This window comes from Ottowia sp. oral taxon 894 (assembly GCF_001262075.1).
Taxonomy (GTDB): Bacteria; Pseudomonadota; Gammaproteobacteria; order Burkholderiales; family Burkholderiaceae_C; genus Ottowia; species Ottowia massiliensis.
Genome location: NZ_CP012073.1, coordinates 195593 through 217576 on the forward strand (window position 1 = coordinate 195593; position 21984 = coordinate 217576).

Sequence of the window (21984 nt, forward strand, 5' to 3'; positions counted from 1 at the left end):
CTGCCTCCTGCAACGCCCGTTGCGTTAGTAATGCTCATACATTTGAATGGGGAAAATTCCACCGCTGGCAAGGCTTTCTGCCACTCCAAAAGATGGACTGGCTAGCTGCCAGGCCGCGCCATGAAGAGTTGCCGCAGGCGTCCCTCGACTGGGCGCGGGTTGGCAAAAAAGTTGTCAGCCATGTCTTTCATGTTTTTCTTCCATACGGCCCTGGCTTGGCCTTGATGATTTGCGGAACGCGAATGTGTTTGCGGGGTGGCGGGGCGGCAGGCAAAGTTGAATGCGGCGAATCAATAAAAATACATATCTTCCGCCAATTTCATTTCCATGAAAATCGCGCTTTTTGCGCTGCACGCCAGCTTCTGCCCTGCCCATGAAATCCGCCGCTCCCAATCGCTGCGTTGCCCGCTGCCATGCCCTGATTCCCTGCGCGGGCAGCGGCTCGCGCGCGGGCGCGGCGCAGCCCAAGCAATACCAGCCCATCGGCGGCGCGCCGCTGGTGTGGCACACGCTGGCGGCCTTTGCGGGCGTGCCGCGCATTGCGCAGACGCTGATCGTGACCGCGCCGGGCGATGACGCGCTGGCCGCCCGCCTGCTTGACCGCCTGCCCCATGACGCTTTCGCGCTGGCCGATTGCGGCGGCGCCAGCCGCGCCGAAAGCGTGTTCAACGGGCTGGAGCGCCTGTTGCAGCGCGGAGCGGCTGGCAGCGACTGGGTGCTGGTGCACGACGCCGCCCGCTGCCTCATCACCCCCGCGCTCATCAACCGCCTGATTGACGCCTGCCTGAATGCCGCCAGCGCCAACGAAGAAGGCGGCCTGTCTGGCGCCCTGCTGGCCATGCCCCTGCCTGACACGCTCAAGACCGCTGACGCTGCGGGGCGCGCCGCCACCACGCTGCCGCGCGAGGGCAAGTGGCTGGCGCAAACGCCGCAGATGTTCCGCATCGCCCCCTTGCATGCCGCGCTGGCGGCGCGCGCGGCCAGCGGTTTTGCGGGCATCACCGACGAAGCCAGCGCGATGGAAGCCGCTGGCAGCCGCCCGCTGCTGGTGCGCGGCAGCGCCCACAACATCAAAGTCACCTGGCCGGAAGATTTCGCCCTGGCCGCCGCCCTTTTGCAAACCCGCCATGAACCTGCCTGAAAACACCTCTGCCGATCCTGCCGACTGGCCGCCCATGCGCGTGGGCGAAGGCTGGGACACCCACGCCCTCGTCCAGGGCCGCCCGCTCATTCTGGGCGGCGTGCACGTGCCCCACACCCACGGCCTGGCGGGCCATTCAGACGCCGACGCGCTGCTGCACGCCATCACCGACGCCGTGCTCGGCGCGGCGGGCCTGGGCGATATCGGCACGCACTTTCCCGACACGGATGCCGCCTTTGCCGGGGCCGATTCGCACGCCCTGCTGCAAGAAGCCGCCCGCCGCGTGCGCGCCGCCGGCTGGCGCATCGCCAATGTGGACTGCACCGTCATCGCCCAGGCCCCGCGCATCGGCCCCCACCGCCCGGCCATGACGCAGCGCATCGCCAGCGCCCTGGGTGTGGCGCCCGAACAGGTGAACGTGAAAGCCAAAACCGCCGAAAAGCTCGGCCCCGTAGGCCGGGGCGAAAGCATGGAGGCGCGCGCCGTGGCGCTGCTGGTCAGGCCCTAGGCGCGAAAAGGCGGCAGAAAGCGCATGCCTGAAGAATGCCCTTGCGCTTGCCGGCCATGAAAATGAATGCCGCTTCTTCCGGAAAAAACTTTTCCCATTCAGGCCATCGCCAAAAACGCACGCGCCCATTTCTTCATGACGCATCAGCCAAACCGGCAGACCGTGCATGATTCATGCAAATGATGATTGGCTGGCGCTGCGCAAGAAGCCAGTCATTGCACGAGCGGCCGGTTTTCAGACTGGCCGATCATTTTCAGCGCCGTGAATCGACGCCGGCACAAGCAATTCAAAAGGGGTAAACCATAGCAGCAAAATCGCCTGACTCCAATGTTTCGGAGCAAAAAAGAAAACCGGCAAAAAAAATAGAACAAGGCCATCTGAAAATATCCGAATCAAATGCCAGCCAGTTCTCTCCATTCGGCCCGCAAATCAACTTCAGGCAAAAGCCATATCGGAATGGCGGCCCATCATTTCAGCTGGCGCAGTTTGGCAGCAGTTCCGGGCATCAGAAAACATCGTGCGGCAGATGAATTCGAGGCAAGCCCATTGCCATGCGCATAGCCGCCCGGAGCTTTTCGCCTGCCCGTGAAATGAAATCACGCCCCTGAAGCGCCAGCATGAAAATGCCGCCCTTCAGCGCGGCGGCTTTTATCCGCCCGCCCAATTTTCCAGCGTTGCGAACGCAGTGGCGAAGGGCCGCAGCATTCAGTCTGAAATCTGAAAATCGGGCCTTTCGTCAAAAGCCGTTTTTTGCCGTTTCCGATCTGGTTGCAAGCGTGAAAAAGCCGCGCAGGAGCGAACGCGGACTGTGCAGGATGCTGCTTTGCTGCACGCAGCGTTTTTTTGCTCCTTCATTCATAGCATGAGGTCCTAGTGGATACTGCGCGAAACGGCTTTTTATACCCTTTAAATCTGCTCCTGTTTCTGATGTCATTTGGCAAGCACGGCCTGCCCCAAGGCACGGCCCTTCCCACGCTGGCGGGGCGGGAAAGGCATCAGAAATGCGGGCGGGCCGGGCGTTTCATCAAGGCGGTTTTGCTAGCCGCCGGGAAACTGGCTGCCACGCTGCGCCAGGCGCGCGGTCAAGTGAAACCGGAACGCGCGCGGCTTTCCCGGTTTCCAATTCCCCGCTCATTTATTCGGCCAACGCCGGGCGCCAGTATTACAGCATCCAGCCAATATTCTTGCCCTTGGCCTTGCTCAGGTAATACCAGTAATTGGCGCGCAAGGAAAACAGATACGAAATGCTGAAACCCAGGGCGCGAATGACATTGTCAGACAAGTCGAAAATGGCGCCAATTACGCCTGCCAGCATGGCCAGGCCAAAGATCATGAGTGCCTGTTTCCACAGTTTCAGGAAAAAGCCGACGTAGATGAATGTGAAAAAGAAGGCAAACCAGTTGTTCAGAACCAGCAGCCGCTCCTTCCACGGCATGGCCTTGAGCCTGGCGGCCATTTCGGGCGAGCCTTTGAACATTCGCACGGGCGGCACGCTGTCGAAAAAGGCGAAGCGCTTTTCTATTTCCATTACAACCCGGGAGCGTGACGCCTGTCTCATGCGTTGGGTTAAAGCATGAAATGAGCCATTCCCAGACAGGGTTGAAAACGCGGGCTGTCATGGCTCCATCTGCTGAACAGGGGTAAAACGGAGTGAGCGTGGCATTTTCAGCAAACCCCGCTTTCCCGCCGCGAGAAACATGCCCATTCTGTTTTTTCGTCTTCAATGGCCGCGCTTTCGGGTTTTCTGCTCCCCTGCCCCGCCTAAAATCCGCCGCCATGAGTGCATTTCAAGCTGACATCTGCATACGCGGCGCGGGCATTACGGGCCGTGTGCTGGCGCTTTTGCTGGCGCGTGAAAAACTGCGCGTGGCGCTGACGGCCCCGCCTGAGCGTGCGTCCAAAGCGCCTGACGTGCGCGCCTACGCCATCAACCCCGCCGGGCAAAAGCTGCTGGCCGGCCTGCGCTGCTGGCCCGCGCCGGAGCACGCCACGCCCGTGATGGAGATGCAGGTGCGCGGCGACCAGCACGGCCAGTTGCGCTTTACTGCCGCCATGCAGGGCGTGCCGGCGCTGAACTGGATCGTGGATGTGCCGGTTCTGGAAAACCTGCTGGCCGAGGCCGTGCGCTTTGCGCCGGGCATTGAAGTCACGCCCGAGGCTGTGCCTGCGCCGCTGACGGTGATTTGCGAGGGCCGCGACAGCGCCACGCGCGAAGCCTTGAGCGCGGGCTGGCAGGCCGTGCCCTACCCGCAGCACGCCGTGGCCGCGCGGCTGGCGTGCGAGCGCCCCCATGAGCAAGTGGCGCGGCAGTGGTTCACGCCAGAGGGCGAAATCGCCGCCCTGCTGCCGCTGGATGGCCCGGCGGGCCGCCGCGTGGCGCTGGTGTGGTCCGCCCGCCCGGAACACGCGGCGCAGCTGATGGCGCTGCCACCCGAAGCCTTTGCCGCAGAAGCCGCTGCTGCCAGCGAACACGCGCTGGGCGCGCTGGCGCTGGAGGGCGAGCGCGCCTGCTGGCCGCTCATGCTGGGCCGCGCCAGCCGCTGGAGCGGCCCCATGCCCGGGCGCCCCGGCCAAAGCTGGGCGCTGGCGGGCGATGCCGCCCACGCCATGCACCCGCTTGCGGGCCAGGGCCTGAACACCGGCCTGGGCGACGTGGCCTGCCTGGCCGCCACGCTGGCGCAGCGCGAATACTGGCGCAGCGTGGGCGATGCCCGCCTGCTGCGCCGCTACGCCCGCGCCCGCGCCCTGCCGGTGGCCGCCATGCAGTGCGCCACCGACGGGCTGCAACAGCTCTTTGGCCAGCCGGACTGCGCCCCGCTGGCCGCCCTGCGCAACTGGGGGCTGAGCGGCGTCAATCAGCTGCCTGCGCTCAAGCGCTGGCTGGCCCGCCAGGCCATGTGATCCGCCGCTTTGCGCCAGAGGCCGCTTTTTCGCGCGGCCCAATCGCCCGCAAGCGCGGGCCGGGCACGCAGCGGCTGGCGAAAAAACGGTCAGGCCCAGCCCGCCGCCGCCAGCCCGCCTGCCGCCTTGCGCCCCCGCCCTGCCTGCTTTTTTCTAGGCGGAAACGGACTCTTGGCCAGACGGCCCTTCCTGCGGCAATTGCAGCCAGCACACGCCAGGGAAATGATTGGCCAGCCAGGGCAGGTAATGCTCGCTCATGGGAATGAGCCAATGCAGGGGGCCGCGCGGAAAAACAAAGGTGACGTTGTGCACCCGCACGGGCTGGCCCAGCCAGCGCGAAAAGAGCGGCTCCAGCTCGTCGCGGTTCACGCCCCAGGGCATGGGCGGCGTGCGGTAGTAGGGCGTTTTCATCCAGCCATGCTTGCTCAAGGTGCGGCGCGAGAGGCTGCGGCTGATGTAGTCGAACATGAGGATGGCGCCGGGAAAACGCTGCGCCAGCGCCCGCGCGAAGCGGGCCATTTCCTCTTCGCTGAAATACATGAACAGGCCCTGGGCGGTGATGAAGCAGGGGCGCTCTGGCGGCACGGCGCCGAACCAGGCGGCGGTGTCCAGAGCGCTGGCGCGCACGTGCAGGTGGCGCGCGTCAGGCTGGATGAAACGCTCGCGGATGGCAAGGGCCTCGGGCACATCCACGCTGATCCACAGGGCCTCGGGCGCATCAATGCGGTAACGCTGGGTTTCCAGCCCCTCGCCCAAATTGACGATGGCGGCGCGGGGATGAGCGGCCAGAAAGATGCGCAGGTGCTCATCAAACAGCTGCGAGCGCACGCCGTGCGAGCCATCGGCATGGCCAAAGTGGCGCTCGTAGTCGTAATGCAGGGCGCGGTAGATGTGCAGGCACATGGGATCGCGCAGGCAGCCGTCAGGGCGGGCGGCTTCGCTGGCGCGGTTGTGCAGCGTCCAGAGCATGGTTTCGGAAATGCCCGTCAGGCCGGGTTGCATGGTCGCGCTCCTTCTTTGGAAAAAGTAATGCAGTAAAAGCGCCCCTGCCAGAGCAGGCGCGTGCGGCGGTTCAAAACACCGGGCGGAATGCAGCTTTCAATGGCGGAGAGGTCAAAGCGCGCGTCGCGGAAATCCCGGCGCGTGAAAAGGCTGCGCTTGTACTGGCGCTCGATGTGCTCAGCCGTTTCATCCGCAATGAGCAGGGCCGCGCCAGGGCGGGCCACGCGCAGCATCTCCCGCACGGCCTGCGCCGGGTCGCTGAAGAAGTTGATGCCGCCCACGTGAAAAACGATGTCGAAAGCGCCATCCTGAAACGGCAGCTCTTCCGCCTGGCAGCGCACCAGCTCAAGGCGCGCTTTCCGCGCCCAGACAGCGCGGCAGCGGCAAAGCATGCCCTGCGACAGATCCGCCCCAATGAGGCGGATGGCGTTCAGATCCGCCGGGATAGAGGCCAGATCCATGCCCGTGCCGATGGAAACATACAGCGCCCGGCAGCCAGGCCGCCAGGGCAGGCTGGCCATCAGCTCGCGGCGCATGCGGGCGATGGAGCGGCCATAAAGCAGCCGGCCTATCCAGCGCTCGCCCAGGTCGTACCAGCGGGCGAGGCGGTCGTACATGCGCATATATCTGGCATTGCTGCCCTGCACCTGGCTCGCGTCCAGGCACTGCCAGATGCCGTCCCGCATGGGAATGCCCGCAGCGGCCAGGCCAGGCTTGAAGGGAATGTCTGATTCGGAAGGGTTCATGGTCTGGCCTCAAAGAGCAAATCGGGATGGAGCGCACCGCACGGACAAAGCCCGAATGCACGGGATATTTCAGCTCCTTGTTTCATAGCATAACGTCCTAGTGGAAACTGCGCGGAGCGGCATTTCAGGCCGCTCAAATTCGCTCCTGTTTTTGCTGACTCCAGGCATGCGCAGGCGACTTGTTGCGCCAGCCCCTCACCCTTCGCCGCTCGCTTTCATGCCAAGGGCGGGTTCTGCCAGACGCGCGGCCATGCTGGCCGTTTCAGCATCAGGCTCTCAGCGCGACCGCCGGGGCAGCAAGCCTGCTCTTTCAGCAGCGGCAATGGCCGACTCGGCCGCTTCCGTGGGCGATGAAGGCGGCGGCATCAACGGAGCGGCAATGGCTGAAGGCACCGGCGGCTTGAGGCCGGACAACACGCGGCGCGCGCCATCAAAGCGTTGCTGCCAATAACGGGCATTCATGCTCTCCAGACGCACCTTCTCGCCCGTGCGCGGGGCGTGAATGAATTTGCCGTCCCCCACGTAAATGCCCACATGGCTATGGGCGCGGCGCTGCGTATTGAAAAAAACCAGATCGCCCGGTGCCAGATGAGCCGCGTCAATGGGTTGCGTGGCCGCCGCTTGCGATGCGGTATCACGCGGCAGTTTCAAGCCCACCGCGTCCCGGTACATGTGCTGCACAAAGCCGCTGCAATCAAAACCCGTTTCCACCGAAGTGCCGCCCATCCGGTAGGTGCTGCCGCTGAACCCCAGCGCCGTCATCAGCAGCTTGCTGGCTTGATCCGGGCTGACGGATGGGCCGCTAACCGGCGTGCTGACTGGCAAAAGCCCCCGGCTGGCCAGCAAGGCTGCCAGTGGGTCCTGCTCGGGCGAGGCATGGACGGCAAAGGCCGTCAAGGCCAGACACAGGGGCAGCAATTTGTTCAGCATGACAGCACCGGCAGGAGGAAGATGGGGCAAAAAAACGCCCGAAGTTTAAGCGCCCATTCCGCTGCAAGGCAAATAAAACAGGCACCTTGAAACAAAAGATACGCAACCGCCTGGCGCTTGCGTCCATTTCCAGCGTATCCGGACGCGTTTTCCTGGATGCTTGGCAATTCGCCTCTGCTCACAACAAAGAGAAGCGTCGAAACCGGTTCGCGCAGCAGCTCAAAACCCGCTTTGCTGCTTTTCGCGTTGGCATGTGTCCAGCGCAGACAGCTATTCCCGCAGGCATAAAAAAAGCGCCTGAAACAGGCGCTTGAAAGTCGGGGAACCCCTTCAGGTTGCATAAAACCTGTTCACAGCCGACCGTCAACAGGATCTTAAGGCGCTCGCGTCAGTGCCAGGTAGTCCGCTTCATCCAGCAGGGTTTCCAGCTGGGATGGATCGCTCAGTTTGACCTTGAAAATCCAGCCCGCCCCCATCGGGTCGGTGTTGAGCAGGGCTGGATTGGCTGCCAGGGCGCTGGCATTGGTTTCGACAATTTCACCCGAAGCGGGCATGAAAACGTCTGCGGCGGTTTTCACGGACTCAATCACAGCGGCAATGGCATCCTTGGCAATGACTTGGCCCACATCAGGGCACCTCACGTAAACGATATCGCCCAGCGCGTCTTGCGCATGAATCGTGATGCCTACGGTGGCCATGCCCGCCGCCGCATCGTCCACGCGCAGCCATTGATGCTCTGGTGTGTATTTGAGGGTCATATGGCTTTACATGCCTGAATAGTTGGGGCCGCCGCCGCCTTCGGGCGCAACCCACACGATGTTTTGCGTGGGGTCCTTGATGTCGCAGGTTTTGCAGTGCAGACAGTTGGAGGCGTTGATTTGCAGGCGCTGGGCGTTGCCGCCTTTGGTTTCGTCGGGCACGTATTCGTACACGGCGGCGGGGCAGTAGCGCGCCTCGGGGCCTGCGTATTTGGCCAGGTTCACCTTCACGGGCACATCGGGGTCTTTCAGCGTGAGGTGCGAGGGCTGGTTTTCCTCGTGGCTGGTGTTGCTGATGAAAACGCCCGAGAGGCGGTCAAAGGTGAGTTTGCCGTCAGGCTTGGGGTAATCAATGGGCTGGCACTGGGCGGCGGGCTTGAGCTGCACGTGGTCGGGCTGGTGGCGGTGCAGCGTCCAAGGCATGTGGCCGCGCAGCGCCATTTGCTCGAAGCCGTTCATCAGGCTGCCCACCGTCAGGCCCTTCTTGAACCAGTTCTTGAAGTTGCGGTCTTTTTCCAGCTCGGCATAAAGCCAGCTTGAATAGAAGGTGCGCGGGTAATCGGTGAGTTCGTCTTGCTGGCGGCCTTGCGTCACGGCGTCATAGGCGGCTTTGGCGGCCAGCATGCCGCTTTTGATGGCCGCATGCGCGCCCTTGATGCGGCTGACGTTCAGAAAGCCCGCGTTGCAGCCCAGCAGCGCGCCGCCCGGAAACACCAGCTTGGGCAGCGACAACACGCCGCCAGCGGTGATGGCGCGCGCGCCGTAGGACACGCGCTTGGCGTTCACGTTGCCGTGGTCGTCGGTGAAATACCAGCTGATGCGCGGGTGCGTTTTCCAGCGCTGGAATTCCTCGAAGGGGCTGAGGTAGGGGTTGGTGTAGTTCAGGCCGATGACGAAGCCGCAATACATCAGGTTGTTTTCGGCGTGGTACATGAAGGCGCCGCCGTAGGTCATTTCGTCCATGGGCCAGCCGGCGGTGTGCATGGCAAAGCCGGGGGTGTGGCGCGAGGGGTCGATTTCCCACAGCTCCTTGATGCCGATGGCGTAGCTTTGCGGGTCGCTTTCGGCGTCGAGCTTGTAGCGGGCGATGAGCTGCTTGCCCAGCTGGCCGCGCGAGCCTTCGGCAAACAGCGTGTATTTGCCCAGCAGCTCCATGCCCAGCTGGAAGTTTTCGGTCGGCTCGCCGTCTTTGCCCACGCCCATGTTGCCCGTGGCCACGCCCTTGACGCGGCCCTCTTCGTCATACAGCACTTCGGCGGCGGGAAAGCCGGGGAAGATTTCCACGCCAAGCTCTTCGGCCTGCGCGGCCAGCCAGCGCGTGACGTTGCCCAAGCTGACGATGTAGCAGCCGTGGCTGTCGGCAAAAGGCGGCAGCAGCACGCCGGGCACCCGCGCGCCGCCGCCGTTGCGGTTCAGAAAGACATAGGCTTCGTCCGTGACGGGCTGGTTCAGCGGCGCGCCTTTTTCCTTCCAGTCGGGAATCAGCTCGTTCAGCGATCGCGGATCCATGATGGCGCCTGAAAGAATGTGCGCGCCCGGCTCCGAACCTTTTTCCAGCACCACGACAGAAAGCTCTTTTCCGTCTTGGGCGGCCAGCTGCTTGAGCCGGATGGCGGCTGACAGGCCGGCGGGGCCGCCGCCAACGATCACCACGTCGTATTCCATGGCCTCGCGCGGGCCGTACTGCTCCAAAATGGCTTGTGCTGTACTCATGGTTTTGTCTCTTTCTTGTGAGTGGGAGAAGATCACTTCTCATTGTAAATATGCCTTCCGTCAAAACGAAGGAACAGCACAGGGCTGGAGCGCGCCGTAATACAAGGTATTGAGGTGGGTCACTGAACCTGCTTTCAACGCTGGCCAGCCCGTTACGCGGCCCTGATTCGCTGCTATCCTTTCAGGAGTTGCGCGTGTGCAAATGAACGTTTTTCGGGCGAAGCTCTAAGCATGTGGATTGGCGTTTTTGCGGGCTTGGGCGCGGGCGCGTTCTGGGGCTTTTCCTTTCTGGCGCCGCGCGTGGTTCCGGCTTTTTCGGCATTGGATGTCAGCGCGGCCCGCTTCATCGTTTATGGCCTGACGGCGCTGCTCATGATGGCCTGGCGCTTCGCTCCCAGCCGTCTGCCCGGTTTGCGGCACTCGCTGGCGGCGCTGGCGCTGTCGGTGCTGGGCTTCACGGGCTACTACCTGCTGGTCGTGCTGTCCATCCGGCGGCTGGGCGTGGCGCTGCCCGCGCTCATCATGGGCACCGTGCCCATCTGGGTGATGTTGCTGGGCAAGCCCCAATCCCTGCGCTGGGCCGCCCTGCTGCCGGGGCTGGCGCTCACGGCGGCAGGCCTGTGGCTGATGGGACTGCACAGCGCGCAACACGCAGCCACGGGCCGCTTAGACGCCGCAGGCCTGGCGCTGGCTTGCGGCGGCCTGGCAAGCTGGACGGCCTTCGCGCTGCTCAACGCCGCCTGGCTCAAGCGCCATCCTGATGTCGGCGCCCGCGACTGGACCAACTGGCTGGGCGTGGCCACGGGCCTGGGCGGCGCGCTCATGTGGCTGGCCGTCGGCACGCCCGCCACGCGGCTGGCCGCCACACCCGGCCTGGGCGTTTTTTTGTTGGTGGCCTTCGCCATCGGCTTTTGCGCAAGCTGGCTGGCCACCGTGCTGTGGAACGTCGCCAGCCAGCGCCTGCCCGCCAGCCTGTGCGGGCAGCTCATCGTGAGCGAAACCCTCTTCGCGCTGTGTTACGACGCGCTCTGGGCGCGCGCCTGGCTTGATGGCATGCAACTGGCCGCCGCCCTTCTTTTCACCCTGGGCATCGTGGCCGCCATCCGGGCGCACCACGGCAGTCATTGAGACCGGACCGGCTCGCTTCCATGAACCACCCTGCTTTTCTTTTCTGGGCCGCCCTGGCCTTGGGCCTGCTGAATGCCGCGCTGCTCATCGCCGTGCTGCTGCGCAGGCCGCAGCGCGCGGCGGATGCGCCTTCGCTGCAAGACATGCAGCTGCTGACCCAAAGCGCTGCCGCACAGGCTGCCGCGCATGCGCAGGAGCAGCGTGAAACCTCCGTGCGCCTGGAGCGCGAACTGCGCCAGCAAATCGCCCAAGGCGCGCGCGAAGGGCGGCAAGAAAGCCTGCACGCGCTCACCGCCTTTCAGCAAACCATCACCCGCCAAAACGCCGAAGCCACCCGCACGCAAAATGCGCAGATAGACGCCTTCGCCCAGCAGCTGGCCCTGCTGCAAAAAACGCTGGCCGACACGCTGGTCACGCAACTGCAATCGCTCAGCGAAAACAACGCCCGCCGCTTGCAGGAAGTGCGCGGCGCCTTGCAGCAAGAGCTGGCCCGCCTGCAACAAGGCAACGCCGAAAAACTGGACGAAATGCGCCGCACCGTCGATGAAAAACTGCAAACCACGCTGGAGCAGCGCCTGGGCGAGAGCTTCCGACAAGTGGCCGAGCGGCTGGAGCAAGTGCATCGCGGCCTGGGCGAAATGCACACCCTGGCGCAAGGCGTGGGCGACCTCAAGCACCTGCTGGCCAACGTGAAAACGCGCGGCATCTTTGGCGAAGCGCAGCTGGCCGGCCTGCTCGAGCAGGTCTTCACACCGGAGCAATACGCCGCGCAAGTGGCCACGCGCCCCGGCAGCCGCCAGGCCGTGGACTTCGCCATCCGCCTGCCGGGCCGGGGCGAAGACGGCGAAAGCGTCTGGCTGCCCATCGACGCCAAATTTCCCACCGAAGACTACGAGCGCCTGCTGGACGCCCAGCAAAGAGCCGACGCGCCTGCCGCCGAAGCCGCCGCCCGCGCGCTGGAAGCGCGCTTGCGGCAAGAAGCGCGCAGCATGGCCGACAAATACCTGCAGCCGCCGCACACCACCGACTTCGGCATCCTCTTTCTGCCCGCCGAAGGCCTGTATGCCGAAGCCCTGCGCCGCCCCGGCCTGCTGCAAGCCTTGCAGCGCGAATGCCGCATCACCCTGGCCGGCCCCGTCACCTTGCTGGCCATGCTCAACAGCCTGCAAATGGGCTTTCGCACGCTGGCGCTGCAAAAGCGCAGCAGCGAAGTCTGGCAGGTGCTGGGCGCGGTGAAAACCGAATTCGGCAAGTTCGGTGACGTGCTCGCGCGCATCCGCAGCCAGACGCAAACCGTGCTCAACACGCTCGAGCAGGCGCAAACGCGCAGCAACGTGATGCACCGCGCCCTCAAACAGGTGGAAGCCTTGCCCGAGAGCGCGGCGCAAACCCTGCTGCCGCCCGCGCCGCCCAGCAGCCGCCCGGCCGCTGAAGGCTAGGCCCCCGCTAAGCGCCTGTTTGCAATCTGGCCGTGAGAAGCAAAACAGGCTCCAAACCTTTTTCAAGAAAGAAAATGATTTTCAAATACATCTGTGACATCTGGCTGAGCAAGCATCAAAACGGCCTTATGTCCTAGTCCACTCGTGTTTTCATGCTATTAAATTCAAAGCAGAAAAAGCTTTTTCAGCCCTTCGTTTAGGTGGTTTTCCAGGCCTGTCCGCCCTTGCCTTCCTCCTAGAATGCCTACGTGAACACCAGCCGCCCCAGAACCTCCATCTCCCCCCTCTCGTCCGAACTCAATGCCGACCTGCACAGCCACTCCACTGCCTCTGACGGCACCCTGGAGCCTGAAGCGCTGGCCGAGCGCGCCGCTGCCAACGGCGTGCAGTTGTGGTCGCTGACCGATCACGACGTCATCAGCGGCCAGGCGCGCGCGCATGCCGCCGCCAGCGCCTGCGGCATGCGCTATCTCACCGGCGTGGAAATTTCCGTCAGCTTCGCAAGCGATACCGTCCACATCGTCGGCCTGGGCTTTGACCCGGCGGAAAGCACCGCCCTGGCGCGCGGCCTGGCCGCCAACCGTGACGGGCGCGGCCCCCGCGCCCAGAAGATGGCCGAAGGGCTGGCCAAGGCAGGCATTTCAGGCGCTTACGAAGGCGCATTGCGCCATGCGGGCAGCCCCGCCCTCATCGCCCGCACCCATTTCGCCCGCTTTCTGATTGAAACCGGCGTGTGCCGCGACAACGGCGAAGTCTTCCGCCGTTTCCTCACCGCCGGCAAGCCCGGCTATGTGCCCCACCACTGGGCCGGGCTGAGCGAGGCCATAGGCTGGATCACGCAGGCGGGCGGCGTGGCCGTCATTGCCCACCCGGCGCGCTACCGGCTCACGCCCGTCGAAAAATACGCGCTGTTCACCGAATTCAAGGCGCACGGCGGGCATGGCATTGAAGTGGTCACCAGCAGCCACACCCCGGCCGAAATCGCGCACTACGCCAGCATCGCCCGGGAATTCAACCTGGCCGCCTCGCGCGGCAGCGACTTTCACAGCCCCCGCGAAAGCCGCACCGACCTGGGCCGCCTGCCGCCCCTGCCTGCGGGCCTTACTCCCGTCTGGATGCTGCCGCAGCTGGCTAGCCGCTAAATCTCCAGCGCTGCCGTTTTCGCCTTTTTGCCTTTTTCAGCTTGATGCAAACCGGCAAACGCCCGGCGCCGCAAACAACAGGAAATATCCATTTCCAGCATCGCCATGCGCTCTGGCGATATTCATTTCAGCCATTCATTCAAGCGCATTCAAAATCCGGCGCGGCATCGCAAATACCCTGAATCCTGAAACAGCGGCGTCTTTCAGACGCACGCCAGCGCTTCATGCAAGCCTATCGAAGAAATAGCGCTAGACAAACCCATGCCCGGCATGGCGCAATGGCGAATCTGAAAACGCCCGCCTGCCGTCATGCGCTGAATACCTTGAAAATCACCCCTAATGACGAGGCGAAAGCGACGGGCGGCAAATTGTTGCCGTATTTATCCGGCCATCTTTGTCTTGAAAGACACATCGCCCAGTCAATCCAGCGCATCTCCAATATGGCCAATCGCCCGCTCTGGCGAGCGGATTTCAGCGATTTTCAAACCATTGATCTGACGGAATCCGAGCGTTATTTTCATGTGCGCCGCTTTTTCAGGGCTGCGGCGCGCCCTGCTCCTGCGCAGGCTCCTGCTGCGGCTCGTCCCAGCAGCGCAGCGCCTGCACCACGGCCTGCATGACAGGGCGGGATTCGCGCACTGTGCCAAAGCCCGCCTCGCGCGCTACCTGCGCGATGCGCGGATGCGTGGTCAGCGCGCGGGCCTTCTGCCAGTTTTGCCCGGGCGCGGACTTGCGCAGGTTGGAAATGGCTTCGGAGCTGCTGAACACCCACACCGTGCCATCGCCCGCCGCCTGGCGCGCCAGCGCCTTTTGCTCAGCGCTGAAGATGGGCGCGGTGCGGCAGTAGGCCACCACCTGCTCCACTGTCACGCCCGCCTCCGTCAGCTGCTCGGCCAGCCAGTCGCGCCCCTGGCTGCGCCCCTGGGCATCGCCGCCGCGCACGATCAGCACGCGCTCGCCGGGGCGCACGTTTTCGCGCACGCTCTGCCATAGCGATTCGGAATCGAATTGCGGCGCATCCGCCGCAGGCTGCACGATCAACGCCGTAGGCCAGCCGCATTCGCGCAACACTGCGCTGGTGCCGGGGCCAGGCGACCAGGCGGCCATCTCCAGCAAGCCCGATTCCAGCAACTTGGGCGCAAAGCGCTTGAAGGCCATGAAAAAGTGCCGCGCCGCATTGCCGCTCACGAACATCAGCGCCGAATAGTTGCCCAGGCGTGCAAATGTGTCGATCAGCGCCGCTGCATCCGGCACGGGCTGAATGGCGATGAGCGGCAGCACATGCGCGGGCACTCCCCGCGAGGCCAGCGCCTGCACCCAGCGGCTGGCTTCAGGCTCCGGACGGGTAATGAGGGCGCGGGGGCAAAGAAGCTCGGTCATGATCGTCAACTACTCGAAAAACGGAAGGGAAAAACAAAAAAATTTCCGTCCAAACGGATTTCCGCGCATTTTGTCACGCCATTGCCTGTGCACCGGCCCCGCTCGTCCCGCGCGCGGCGCCGCGCACCCCGGTTCAAGGGCCATTCAACACACGAAAACCGCCATTTTCAAAGCCGCAATGCCCATATTTGCAAAAAGCATTTTTGCCGTGTTTGAAAAATGCCCGTCACACAAGGCTGCCGCCAAAAAAGCTGTGCTGATCCTGCTGTTTTTTCACCAAAGTCCGGAGACTGCCCGTAACCTGGCAGCAAGGGCGGAAAGGGCGGGCTATGGCGTTTAAAGCGATAACGAAGGGACATTTTCGCTCCTTTATTCATAGCGTAACGCCCTAGTAGAACGTGCGCAGAAAGGCATTTCTGCCCCATCAAATCCGCTCCTGTTTTTAATGCCGCATGGCGGGCATACCGCCACTTGCTCCGGCATCAGTCGCAAGCAGTCGCACAGATCCCGTCTGCCATCTGGCTGTGGGGGCGGCGGATCGGGGGCTGCGCGGCGCGAATCACAAACCACAAGCGGGCTTTGTGACTCGGCGAGGATTTCCAAGGCCGCAGGCCGCCTGAGGCCGCGCTTTTTGCCCCTACGGCCTGACGTTGAGCAGGCTTTCAGGGCCTGGCGCCGCCCGCTTGCAAATCGGCCGCCACGCGCTGGCCCAGGGCGCGCGCTTCGGCCTGCGTGGCGACGGCGGCGCTGCCTTGCGCGGTCACCAGGCGCGGCTGTCCCTGCGGATCGCCCCAGGCGGCGAGCAGGCGCATGGCGCCGCCTTCCAGCGTGGCATGGGCGGCCAGCGGCATGGAGCAACTGCCGCCCAAGGCGCGGCTGACGGCGCGCTCGGCCTCCACGGCCAGCCAGGTGGCCTGATCCGCCAGCGGTGCCAGCGCGGCTTGCACATCAGCGCGGCCTTCGCAAATTTCGATACCCAAAGCGCCCTGCCCAGCGGCAGGCAGCATTTCGTCAGTAGAAAAAAGGCGGCGGATGCGCCCGCCCAGCCCCAGGCGCTTGAGGCCGGCGGCAGCCAGCACGATGGCGGCGTAGCGCCCTTCGTCCAGCTTGCGAAGGCGCGTGTCCAGGTTGCCGCGCAGCGGCTCAATGCGCACGTCAGCCCGCCCCAGCGCCGCCAGCCGCGCGCGCAGCAGCACGGTGCGGCGCAGGCTGGAAGTGCCAACGGCCGCGCCCGGCGGCAGCTCCTCCAGGCTGGCGCAGCCGGGCGACACCCAGGCATCGCGCGGGTCTTCGCGCCGCATCACGCAGGCCAGCGCGAAGCCGGGCGGCAGCTCCATGGGCACATCTTTGAGCGAGTGCACGGCCAGATCGGCGCGGCCTTCATGCAGCGCCGTTTCCAGCTCTTTCACGAACAGGCCCTTGCCGCCGACTTTGCTCAGCGCCACGTCCAGAATCTGGTCGCCGCGCGTGGTCATGCCCAGCAGGGCGGCCGCATGCCCTTGCTGCTGGAGCAGCGTTTTGACGTGTTCGGCCTGCCATAAGGCCAGGCGGCTTTCGCGGGTGGCAATGGTGAGGAGCATGGTGCGCGGCATGTTCGAGTGGCGAAGCGGGCGATTATCGGAAGGCTTGGCGCCGGAAAGCCTCGCGCCCCTGTCCGCGCCGTTTCCGCGCCGTTTTCCGCGCCGTTTTCCACGCCGGTCTGCCCCCTTCAAAAACCCGCTTTGCTTTGCCGTCTGGCTCCAGGGCTGGCGTCAATCAAGGGTGCAAGAGCCTTTTTTATAAACGCTGCTCTTTTTGAATCATCGACAGCGCCACCAAAGGTGTCCGCATGCATCAATATGGGGTTTATTTCGCATGGGCGCCGGCTGTTTTCCGGCGTTTTGTGAAAGCAGTGAAATTCAATTGGTTAATGACGTGCAGCCAGGCGGGTAAAACCATTGTCAGGCGAAAGACTGTGCCGGATGCGCAGAGGCAACGAGGCCAGCTCATCAATCAAAGCCGCCAGCGTCATGCGCGCGACAAAACTTTCTGAAATTCGCGGCAGCCATTGCTTCAATCTTTCATGCCGCATCTGATTTGTCATTGCTGCCGGGGCCGCCATTCAGCCAGCGGGCCAGCGCGGCTTGCGCCCAGAGCAGCGTGGCGCGCCAGGCAGCGGTATGTCGAAAAGGGCGGGTTGCAGAAGCTGTTTACCCAGGATGGGGAAAGCTTATTTTGCTTCTGTATCGATAGCATGAGGTCCTAGTGGAACGGGCGCAGAAGCCTTTTTTGGCCTTCTGGATTTGCTCTATTTTTTTGGGGCTATTCCACTCTTCTTGCGCTGCTGGCCCTGGCGTCTGTGCCTGCCCATCCGGGTGCGGCCAGACTGTCCATCCACGCATCAATGCAGGCCGGTATGATGCCCGCCGCCTTGTCATGACCGCTGTTTCCGCTCCTTTGCCAGCTTGCGCGCCCTGCCCCGCCCGGCCTTCGCCTGCCGCGCGCGCCACGCGCGCTGCCGCCGTGGCCTGCGTGCTGGCGCTGGCGCTGCTGGCGCTGGCCTGGGAGCTGTGGCTGGCCCCGCTGCGGCCAGGCGGCTCGTGGGTGGCGCTGAAGGCGCTGCCCGTGCTGCTGCCGCTGGGCGGGCTGTGGCGCTACCGGCTCTATACCTACCGCTGGGTGAGCCTGTTTTTGTGGCTGTATTTCACCGAAGGCGTGGTGCGCGCCACGACAGAAGGCGCGCCTGCGCGCTGGCTGGCGCTGGGCGAGGTGCTGCTGTGCCTGGGGCTGTTTGCCGCGTGCGTGCTGCACATCCGGGCGCGGCTGAAGGCGGGCCGGCTGGCTGCGCAGGCCATGCAGACCGCCAGGCAGGAAGCGGCGGGCGCTTGAAAATCAGCCTTTCCTTTTTTCTCCCACTGCAAATAGCCAGATATTCATGTCCCATCCTGTTCTCGATACTTTTCGCAGCGCCATTGGCGCCGAACACGTGCTCACTGAAGGCGATCTTTCGGCCTGGGAGCAGGACTGGCGCCAGCGCATGCGCGGCAAGGCGCTGGCCGTGCTGCGCCCCGGCAGCACGGCGGAGGCGGCCGCTTGCGTGCGCGCGTGCGCCGCGCATGGCGTGGCCATCGTGCCGCAGGGGGGCAACACGGGGCTGGTGGTCGGCTCCGTGCCCGATGCCAGCGGCCGCCAGGTCGTGCTTTCCACCACGCGCCTGAATGCCGTGCGCGGCATTGACGCGGCCAATCTCACCATGACCGCCGAAGCCGGCTGCGTGCTGCAAAACGTGCAGCAAGCCGCGCGTGACGCAGGCCTGCTCTTTCCCCTGAGCCTGGCGGCCGAAGGCAGCTGCACCATCGGCGGCAATCTGGCCGCCAACGCGGGCGGCACGCAAGTGCTGCGCTACGGCAACGCGCGCGAGCTGTGCCTGGGGCTGGAAGTGGTCACGCCGCAAGGCGACATCTGGAACGGCCTGACAGGCCTGCGCAAGGACAACACGGGCTATGACTTGCGCAACCTCTACATCGGCAGCGAAGGCACGCTGGGGCTGATCACGGCCGCCACGCTCAAGCTCTATCCGCTGCCTGCCGCGCGGCTGACGGCCTGGGCCGCCGTGCCATCGATTGCCGCCGCCGTTGATTTGCTGGGGCTGGCGCAAAAGTTTCTCGGCTCCAGCCTGACCGGCTTTGAGGCCATGTGCCAATTTGCGCTCCAGCTGGTGGACCGGCACTACCCGCAGCTGCGCGTGCCCTTGTGGCAGGGCAGCCCCTGGTGCGTGCTGCTGGAAAACTCCGACGACGAGAGCGAGGCCCACGCCCGCGCGCGCTTTGAGGCCCTGCTGGAAGCCGCGCTGGAAGCGGGCTGCGTGAGCGACGCCGTGGTGGCCGAAAGCCTGGCGCAAGCCAAGAACCTGTGGCACATCCGCGAAAGCGTGCCGCTGGCGCAAGCCGCCGAGGGGCTGAACATCAAGCACGACATCAGCATTCCCATCTCGCGCATTCCCGAATTCGTGCAAGCCACCGACGCGCTGCTCACCCAGGCCATACCGGGCGTGCGCCTGGTCGATTTCGGCCACTTGGGCGATGGCAACCTGCACTACAACGTGCAGGCGCCCGAAGGCGCGGATGCCGCCGAATTCCTGCGCACGCAAGAAGAGCGCATCAACGACATCGTCTATGGCAGCGTGAAGGCGCACGGCGGCTCCATCAGCGCCGAGCACGGCGTGGGCAGCCTCAAGGCGCACACGCTGCCGCATTACAAGCCCGCCGTGGCGCTGGATTTGATGCGCGCCATCAAGGGCGCGCTGGACCCGCAAAACATCATGAACCCGGGCCGCGTGCTGGCTTGAAAGGGCTGCTGCGGACGGCTGGCGCGGCGCTGCCCGTCCGCCGCCCCCTCCCTTCCGGCAGGGCGCGCGATGCGCCACTGCTTATGAATTCATAGGTGGCATCCACAAGAAAAACATTCATGCGGCTGGCAACAATCGCCCCCATTCATTCACACACGAGCGAGGAGAAGAGAGCCGTGCTCATCAAAAGCCAGAAGGATTTTTTCGCCGGCTTGCTGTTCATCGCCATTGGCCTGGGCTTTGCATGGGGCGCCACGGATTACGAACTGGGCGGCACGGCGCGCATGGGGCCGGGCTACTTTCCCATGGCGCTGGGCGCGCTGCTGGCGGCGCTGGGAGCCGTGATCGCCTTCAAGGCGCTGGTCATTGAGACCGCCGACGGCGAGCCGGTCGGGCGCTGGGCCTGGCGGCCGCTGTTTTTCGTGACGCTGGCCAACGTGCTGTTTGGCGTGCTGCTGGGCGGCGCGCCCTGGCTGGGATTGCCGCCGATGGGCCTGATCGCTGCGGTGTACGCGCTGGTGCTGGTGGCGTCGCTGGCCAGCCGCGAATCGCGCCTGAAGGAATCGCTGGCGCTGGCCACCGTCCTGGCGCTGGGTTGCTGGGGCGCTTTCGTCGTGGGGCTGAAGCTGCCGTTCCAGGTTTGGCCCGCTTTCATTTCCGGGTGATCAGGCCCCGATAGCCGCAACAACAAGAAAAATGGAAACTCTGAGTCAGTGGGCGGCGGGTTTCGCCCCCGCCCTGATGGAACTGCAAGGGCACCTGTCGCTGGGCTTTTCCGTCGCCTTCACGGTTGAAAACCTGCTGTACGCGCTGGTGGGCTGCCTGCTGGGCACGCTCATTGGCGTGCTGCCCGGCATTGGGCCGGTTTCCACCATTGCCATGCTGCTGCCCGCCACTTACGGGCTGCCGCCCACGGCGGCGCTGATCATGCTGGCGGGCATTTACTACGGCGCGCAGTACGGCGGCTCCACCACGGCCATTCTGGTGAACCTGCCGGGCGAAGCCTCGTCCGTGGTCACGGTGATTGACGGCTACCAGATGGCGCGGCGCGGGCGCGCGGGGCCGGCGCTGTCGGCGGCGGCCATTGGCTCGTTTTTCGCCGGCTGCGTGGGCACGCTCACGCTGGCGGCTTTCGCGGCGCCGCTGGCGGAGCTGGCTTTCAAGTTCGGCGCGGCCGAATACTTCTCGCTGCTGGTGCTGGGGCTGGTCGGCGCGGTGGTGCTGGCCTCCGGTTCGCTGCTCAAGGCCGTGGGCATGGTCGTTCTGGGCCTGCTGCTGGGCATGGTGGGCACGGACGTGAATTCGGGCGTGATGCGCTACACGTTCGACGTGCCGGAGCTGAGCGACGGCATCAGCTTCATCGTGATTGCCATGGGCATCTTCGGCTATGGCGAAATCATCTCCAACCTCTCGCACACTGAAAAACGCGAAGTCTTCACGGGCAAACTGGAACACGTGTATCCCACCCGGGAAGACTTCCGCCTGATGATGCCCGCCATGCTGCGCGGCACGGCGCTGGGCGCGGCGCTGGGCGTGCTGCCCGGCGGCGGCGCCATGCTCTCGGCCTTTGCCGCCTACACCGTCGAAAAGAAAACGCGCCTGCGCCCGGGAGAGGTGCCCTTCGGCCAGGGCAACATCCGTGGCGTGACCGCGCCGGAGTCGGCCAACAACGCAGGCTCGCAAACATCCTTCATTCCGCTGCTGATTCTGGGCATTCCGCCCAATGCCGTGATGGCGCTGATGGTGGGCGCCATGACCATTCACGACATTCAGCCCGGCCCACAGGTGATGACGGGCAACCCGGATCTCTTCTGGGGCCTGGTCGCCAGCATGTGGATCGGCAATCTGATGCTGGTCATCCTCAATCTGCCGCTCATCGGCATCTGGGTGCGGCTGCTGAAAGTGCCCTACCGCTGGCTGTTTCCGGCCATCGTGCTGTTTTGCGCCATCGGCGTTTACTCGCTCAACAACAACACCTGGGACGTGTGGCTGCTGGGCTGGTTCGGCATCATCGGCTACGTGTTCATCAAGCTCGGCATGGAGCCGGCGCCGCTGCTGCTGGGCCTGATCCTGGGGCAGATGATGGAAGAGAACCTGCGCCGCGCCCTGCTGCTCTCGCGCGGAGACTGGAGCGTGTTTGTCACGCACCCCATTTCCGCCGCGCTGCTGGCCGCCGCCGCCTCGCTGCTGGCTGTCGTGCTGCTGCCAGCCATCCGCAAAAAGCGCGAAGAAGCCTTCGTCGAAGAGTAGCCGGGTGCCTGCGCCTCAACCATCCGCGCTGGCTATAATGGCGGGCTTTGCGATCCTCTGCCAGCCGCGGCACGGAACCCCAGGCCCTGCGGGAGTCCTTTCCCCCAGGGTTGCCGCCTTTAGCGTAGCGTGAGCATGATCGGAAAACGAGGACTTTCATGAACCTGATTCAACAGCTCGAAAAAGAAGAAATCGAGCGTCTCGGCAAGCAAATTCCTGACTTCGCCCCCGGCGACACCGTGGTGGTGAACGTGAACGTGGTGGAAGGCAACCGCAAGCGCGCCCAGGCCTATGAAGGCGTGGTCATCGCCAAGCGCAACCGCGGCCTGAACAGCAGCTTCATCGTGCGCAAGATTTCCAGCGGCGAAGGCGTGGAACGCACGTTCCAGACCTACAGCCCGCTGATTGCCAGCATTGAAGTCAAGCGCCGTGGCGACGTGCGCCGCGCCAAGCTGTACTACCTGCGCAGCCGCAGCGGCAAGAGCGCCCGCATCAAGGAAAAGCTGCCCAGCCGCGTGGCCAAGCAGCAGGCCAAGGCCGAAGCCTGACCGACACACGGGCGGCCTTGCCGCCTTCTCATCAGCCGCCTTGCAGATTCGCCGTCTGCAAGGCGGTTTTT

24 protein-coding genes are annotated in these 21984 nt (G+C 64.4%); 14 read left to right on the top strand and 10 right to left on the bottom strand.

Translation table 11 applies throughout. The annotated features are described in order from the left end of the window. Positions 1 to 92 precede the first annotated feature (92 nt). The 4 genes from ADJ79_RS14900 (at position 93) to ADJ79_RS13695 (ending at position 2515) form a co-directional block, all read left to right on the top strand. Positions 93 to 377, top strand: coding sequence for a hypothetical protein (locus ADJ79_RS14900; RefSeq protein WP_172673996.1), 285 nt, complete (start codon positions 93 to 95; stop codon positions 375 to 377). Then, a complete protein-coding gene (gene ispD, locus ADJ79_RS00805) occupies positions 374 to 1141 on the top strand; it encodes a 2-C-methyl-D-erythritol 4-phosphate cytidylyltransferase (protein WP_050714366.1) in 768 nt (255 codons plus the stop codon). Before ADJ79_RS14900 ends, ispD begins: the two co-directional genes overlap by 4 nt. Further along, positions 1128 to 1649 carry a 2-C-methyl-D-erythritol 2,4-cyclodiphosphate synthase gene (ispF, locus tag ADJ79_RS00810; protein WP_253273838.1) on the top strand — a complete coding sequence of 174 codons (522 nt, stop codon included), beginning with the start codon at positions 1128 to 1130 and terminating at the stop codon, positions 1647 to 1649. The genes ispD and ispF overlap by 14 nt, the downstream gene beginning before the upstream one ends. A 617-nt stretch (positions 1650 to 2266) precedes the next feature. Next, a complete protein-coding gene (locus tag ADJ79_RS13695) occupies positions 2267 to 2515 on the top strand; it encodes a hypothetical protein (protein WP_156303929.1) in 249 nt (82 codons plus the stop codon). A gap of 296 nt (positions 2516 to 2811) precedes the next feature. Here the strand turns inward: ADJ79_RS13695 and ADJ79_RS00815 are convergent, their stop codons facing one another. Continuing rightward, positions 2812 to 3177, bottom strand: a complete 366-nt coding sequence (locus tag ADJ79_RS00815) for a DUF2628 domain-containing protein (protein WP_050714367.1) — start codon at positions 3175 to 3177, stop codon at positions 2812 to 2814. Positions 3178 to 3425: 248 nt separating this feature from the next. On the opposite strand from ADJ79_RS00815, the gene ADJ79_RS00820 reads away from it, so the two are divergent. Continuing rightward, complete coding sequence (locus ADJ79_RS00820; RefSeq protein WP_050714368.1) at positions 3426 to 4550, top strand: FAD-dependent monooxygenase; 1125 nt, start codon at positions 3426 to 3428, stop codon at positions 4548 to 4550. Between the two features lie 153 nt (positions 4551 to 4703). Here ADJ79_RS00820 and ADJ79_RS00825 read toward each other — a convergent pair whose 3' ends face one another. The 6 genes from ADJ79_RS00825 to ADJ79_RS00845 all read right to left on the bottom strand — a co-directional run bounded on the left by ADJ79_RS00825 (position 4704) and on the right by ADJ79_RS00845 (position 9699). After that, positions 4704 to 5552 (bottom strand): class I SAM-dependent methyltransferase, encoded by an 849-nt coding sequence (locus ADJ79_RS00825; protein WP_050714369.1) that lies wholly within the window; start codon positions 5550 to 5552, stop codon positions 4704 to 4706. Continuing rightward, the gene (locus tag ADJ79_RS00830) at positions 5537 to 6298 is read right to left on the bottom strand and encodes a class I SAM-dependent methyltransferase (protein ID WP_050714370.1); all 762 of its coding nucleotides are present in this window, start codon (positions 6296 to 6298) and stop codon (positions 5537 to 5539) included. Before ADJ79_RS00830 ends, ADJ79_RS00825 begins: the two co-directional genes overlap by 16 nt. Before the next feature lie 276 nt (positions 6299 to 6574). After that, positions 6575 to 7228, bottom strand: coding sequence for a C40 family peptidase (locus ADJ79_RS00835; protein ID WP_082202754.1), 654 nt, complete (start codon positions 7226 to 7228; stop codon positions 6575 to 6577). Further along, on the bottom strand, positions 7222 to 7569 hold the full coding sequence (locus tag ADJ79_RS13700) for a hypothetical protein (protein ID WP_156303930.1): 348 nt from the start codon (positions 7567 to 7569) through the stop codon (positions 7222 to 7224). Before ADJ79_RS13700 ends, ADJ79_RS00835 begins: the two co-directional genes overlap by 7 nt. A gap of 33 nt (positions 7570 to 7602) precedes the next feature. Continuing rightward, on the bottom strand, positions 7603 to 7986 hold the full coding sequence (gcvH, locus tag ADJ79_RS00840; protein ID WP_050714371.1) for a glycine cleavage system protein GcvH: 384 nt from the start codon (positions 7984 to 7986) through the stop codon (positions 7603 to 7605). Between the two features lie 6 nt (positions 7987 to 7992). Continuing rightward, a complete protein-coding gene (locus ADJ79_RS00845) occupies positions 7993 to 9699 on the bottom strand; it encodes an electron transfer flavoprotein-ubiquinone oxidoreductase (RefSeq protein ID WP_050714372.1) in 1707 nt (568 codons plus the stop codon). A 231-nt stretch (positions 9700 to 9930) separates the two neighbouring features. On the opposite strand from ADJ79_RS00845, the gene ADJ79_RS00850 reads away from it, so the two are divergent. The 3 genes from ADJ79_RS00850 to ADJ79_RS00860 all read left to right on the top strand — a co-directional run bounded on the left by ADJ79_RS00850 (position 9931) and on the right by ADJ79_RS00860 (position 13408). Beyond that, positions 9931 to 10827, top strand: coding sequence for a DMT family transporter (locus ADJ79_RS00850; RefSeq protein ID WP_050714373.1), 897 nt, complete (start codon positions 9931 to 9933; stop codon positions 10825 to 10827). A gap of 20 nt (positions 10828 to 10847) precedes the next feature. Continuing rightward, complete coding sequence (locus tag ADJ79_RS00855) at positions 10848 to 12266, top strand: DNA recombination protein RmuC (RefSeq protein WP_050714374.1); 1419 nt, start codon at positions 10848 to 10850, stop codon at positions 12264 to 12266. Positions 12267 to 12514: 248 nt separating this feature from the next. After that, positions 12515 to 13408 carry a 3',5'-nucleoside bisphosphate phosphatase gene (locus ADJ79_RS00860; protein WP_253273839.1) on the top strand — a complete coding sequence of 298 codons (894 nt, stop codon included), beginning with the start codon at positions 12515 to 12517 and terminating at the stop codon, positions 13406 to 13408. A gap of 534 nt (positions 13409 to 13942) precedes the next feature. Here ADJ79_RS00860 and ADJ79_RS00865 read toward each other — a convergent pair. Further along, positions 13943 to 14788 carry a uroporphyrinogen-III synthase gene (locus ADJ79_RS00865; RefSeq protein WP_050714375.1) on the bottom strand — a complete coding sequence of 282 codons (846 nt, stop codon included), beginning with the start codon at positions 14786 to 14788 and terminating at the stop codon, positions 13943 to 13945. Between ADJ79_RS00865 and ADJ79_RS13705 the strand changes: the two genes are divergently transcribed. Beyond that, the gene (locus ADJ79_RS13705; RefSeq protein ID WP_156303931.1) at positions 14787 to 15128 is read left to right on the top strand and encodes a hypothetical protein; all 342 of its coding nucleotides are present in this window, start codon (positions 14787 to 14789) and stop codon (positions 15126 to 15128) included. The genes ADJ79_RS00865 and ADJ79_RS13705 overlap by 2 nt on opposite strands. Before the next feature lie 322 nt (positions 15129 to 15450). Here ADJ79_RS13705 and hemC read toward each other — a convergent pair whose 3' ends face one another. Then, entirely contained in the window at positions 15451 to 16368 is a 918-nt protein-coding gene (gene hemC, locus ADJ79_RS00870) for a hydroxymethylbilane synthase (protein WP_253273840.1), read from the bottom strand. A gap of 326 nt (positions 16369 to 16694) precedes the next feature. Then, a complete protein-coding gene (locus tag ADJ79_RS13710) occupies positions 16695 to 16871 on the bottom strand; it encodes a hypothetical protein (protein WP_156303932.1) in 177 nt (58 codons plus the stop codon). Between the two features lie 332 nt (positions 16872 to 17203). Here ADJ79_RS13710 and ADJ79_RS00875 point away from each other — a divergent pair, with 332 nt between their 5' ends. The 5 genes from ADJ79_RS00875 (at position 17204) to rplS (ending at position 21913) form a co-directional block, all read left to right on the top strand. Beyond that, positions 17204 to 17656, top strand: coding sequence for a DUF2069 domain-containing protein (locus ADJ79_RS00875; RefSeq protein WP_050714377.1), 453 nt, complete (start codon positions 17204 to 17206; stop codon positions 17654 to 17656). Between the two features lie 46 nt (positions 17657 to 17702). Next, on the top strand, positions 17703 to 19115 hold the full coding sequence (locus ADJ79_RS00880) for an FAD-binding oxidoreductase (RefSeq protein WP_050714378.1): 1413 nt from the start codon (positions 17703 to 17705) through the stop codon (positions 19113 to 19115). Positions 19116 to 19291: 176 nt separating this feature from the next. Beyond that, positions 19292 to 19780 carry a tripartite tricarboxylate transporter TctB family protein gene (locus ADJ79_RS00885; RefSeq protein ID WP_050714379.1) on the top strand — a complete coding sequence of 163 codons (489 nt, stop codon included), beginning with the start codon at positions 19292 to 19294 and terminating at the stop codon, positions 19778 to 19780. A 76-nt stretch (positions 19781 to 19856) separates the two neighbouring features. Continuing rightward, on the top strand, positions 19857 to 21365 hold the full coding sequence (locus tag ADJ79_RS00890) for a tripartite tricarboxylate transporter permease (protein ID WP_050714380.1): 1509 nt from the start codon (positions 19857 to 19859) through the stop codon (positions 21363 to 21365). 158 nt (positions 21366 to 21523) lie between these two features. Continuing rightward, positions 21524 to 21913, top strand: a complete 390-nt coding sequence (rplS, locus tag ADJ79_RS00895; protein WP_050714381.1) for a 50S ribosomal protein L19 — start codon at positions 21524 to 21526, stop codon at positions 21911 to 21913. Positions 21914 to 21984 lie beyond the last annotated feature (71 nt).

What these genes read in the sequence shown, in the direction of transcription:
- rplS (WP_050714381.1), top strand. Translation starts at nt 21,524, where the DNA reads ATGAACCTGATTCAACAGCTCGAAAAAGAAGAAATCGAGCGTCTCGGC.
- ADJ79_RS00850 (WP_050714373.1), top strand. Translation starts at nt 9,931, where the DNA reads ATGTGGATTGGCGTTTTTGCGGGCTTGGGCGCGGGCGCGTTCTGGGGC.
- ADJ79_RS00820 (WP_050714368.1), top strand. Translation starts at nt 3,426, where the DNA reads ATGAGTGCATTTCAAGCTGACATCTGCATACGCGGCGCGGGCATTACG.
- ADJ79_RS00890 (WP_050714380.1), top strand. Translation starts at nt 19,857, where the DNA reads ATGGAACTGCAAGGGCACCTGTCGCTGGGCTTTTCCGTCGCCTTCACG.
- ADJ79_RS00880 (WP_050714378.1), top strand. Translation starts at nt 17,703, where the DNA reads ATGTCCCATCCTGTTCTCGATACTTTTCGCAGCGCCATTGGCGCCGAA.
- ADJ79_RS13710 (WP_156303932.1), bottom strand. Translation starts at nt 16,871, where the DNA reads ATGACAAATCAGATGCGGCATGAAAGATTGAAGCAATGGCTGCCGCGA.
- ADJ79_RS00835 (WP_082202754.1), bottom strand. Translation starts at nt 7,228, where the DNA reads ATGCTGAACAAATTGCTGCCCCTGTGTCTGGCCTTGACGGCCTTTGCC.
- gcvH (WP_050714371.1), bottom strand. Translation starts at nt 7,986, where the DNA reads ATGACCCTCAAATACACACCAGAGCATCAATGGCTGCGCGTGGACGAT.
- ADJ79_RS14900 (WP_172673996.1), top strand. Translation starts at nt 93, where the DNA reads ATGGACTGGCTAGCTGCCAGGCCGCGCCATGAAGAGTTGCCGCAGGCG.
- ADJ79_RS00815 (WP_050714367.1), bottom strand. Translation starts at nt 3,177, where the DNA reads ATGGAAATAGAAAAGCGCTTCGCCTTTTTCGACAGCGTGCCGCCCGTG.
- ADJ79_RS00830 (WP_050714370.1), bottom strand. Translation starts at nt 6,298, where the DNA reads ATGAACCCTTCCGAATCAGACATTCCCTTCAAGCCTGGCCTGGCCGCT.
- ADJ79_RS00845 (WP_050714372.1), bottom strand. Translation starts at nt 9,699, where the DNA reads ATGAGTACAGCACAAGCCATTTTGGAGCAGTACGGCCCGCGCGAGGCC.
- ispD (WP_050714366.1), top strand. Translation starts at nt 374, where the DNA reads ATGAAATCCGCCGCTCCCAATCGCTGCGTTGCCCGCTGCCATGCCCTG.
- ADJ79_RS00875 (WP_050714377.1), top strand. Translation starts at nt 17,204, where the DNA reads ATGACCGCTGTTTCCGCTCCTTTGCCAGCTTGCGCGCCCTGCCCCGCC.
- hemC (WP_253273840.1), bottom strand. Translation starts at nt 16,368, where the DNA reads ATGCTCCTCACCATTGCCACCCGCGAAAGCCGCCTGGCCTTATGGCAG.
- ispF (WP_253273838.1), top strand. Translation starts at nt 1,128, where the DNA reads ATGAACCTGCCTGAAAACACCTCTGCCGATCCTGCCGACTGGCCGCCC.
- ADJ79_RS00825 (WP_050714369.1), bottom strand. Translation starts at nt 5,552, where the DNA reads ATGCAACCCGGCCTGACGGGCATTTCCGAAACCATGCTCTGGACGCTG.
- ADJ79_RS13695 (WP_156303929.1), top strand. Translation starts at nt 2,267, where the DNA reads ATGAAAATGCCGCCCTTCAGCGCGGCGGCTTTTATCCGCCCGCCCAAT.
- ADJ79_RS13705 (WP_156303931.1), top strand. Translation starts at nt 14,787, where the DNA reads ATGATCGTCAACTACTCGAAAAACGGAAGGGAAAAACAAAAAAATTTC.
- ADJ79_RS00855 (WP_050714374.1), top strand. Translation starts at nt 10,848, where the DNA reads ATGAACCACCCTGCTTTTCTTTTCTGGGCCGCCCTGGCCTTGGGCCTG.
- ADJ79_RS13700 (WP_156303930.1), bottom strand. Translation starts at nt 7,569, where the DNA reads ATGCAACCTGAAGGGGTTCCCCGACTTTCAAGCGCCTGTTTCAGGCGC.
- ADJ79_RS00865 (WP_050714375.1), bottom strand. Translation starts at nt 14,788, where the DNA reads ATGACCGAGCTTCTTTGCCCCCGCGCCCTCATTACCCGTCCGGAGCCT.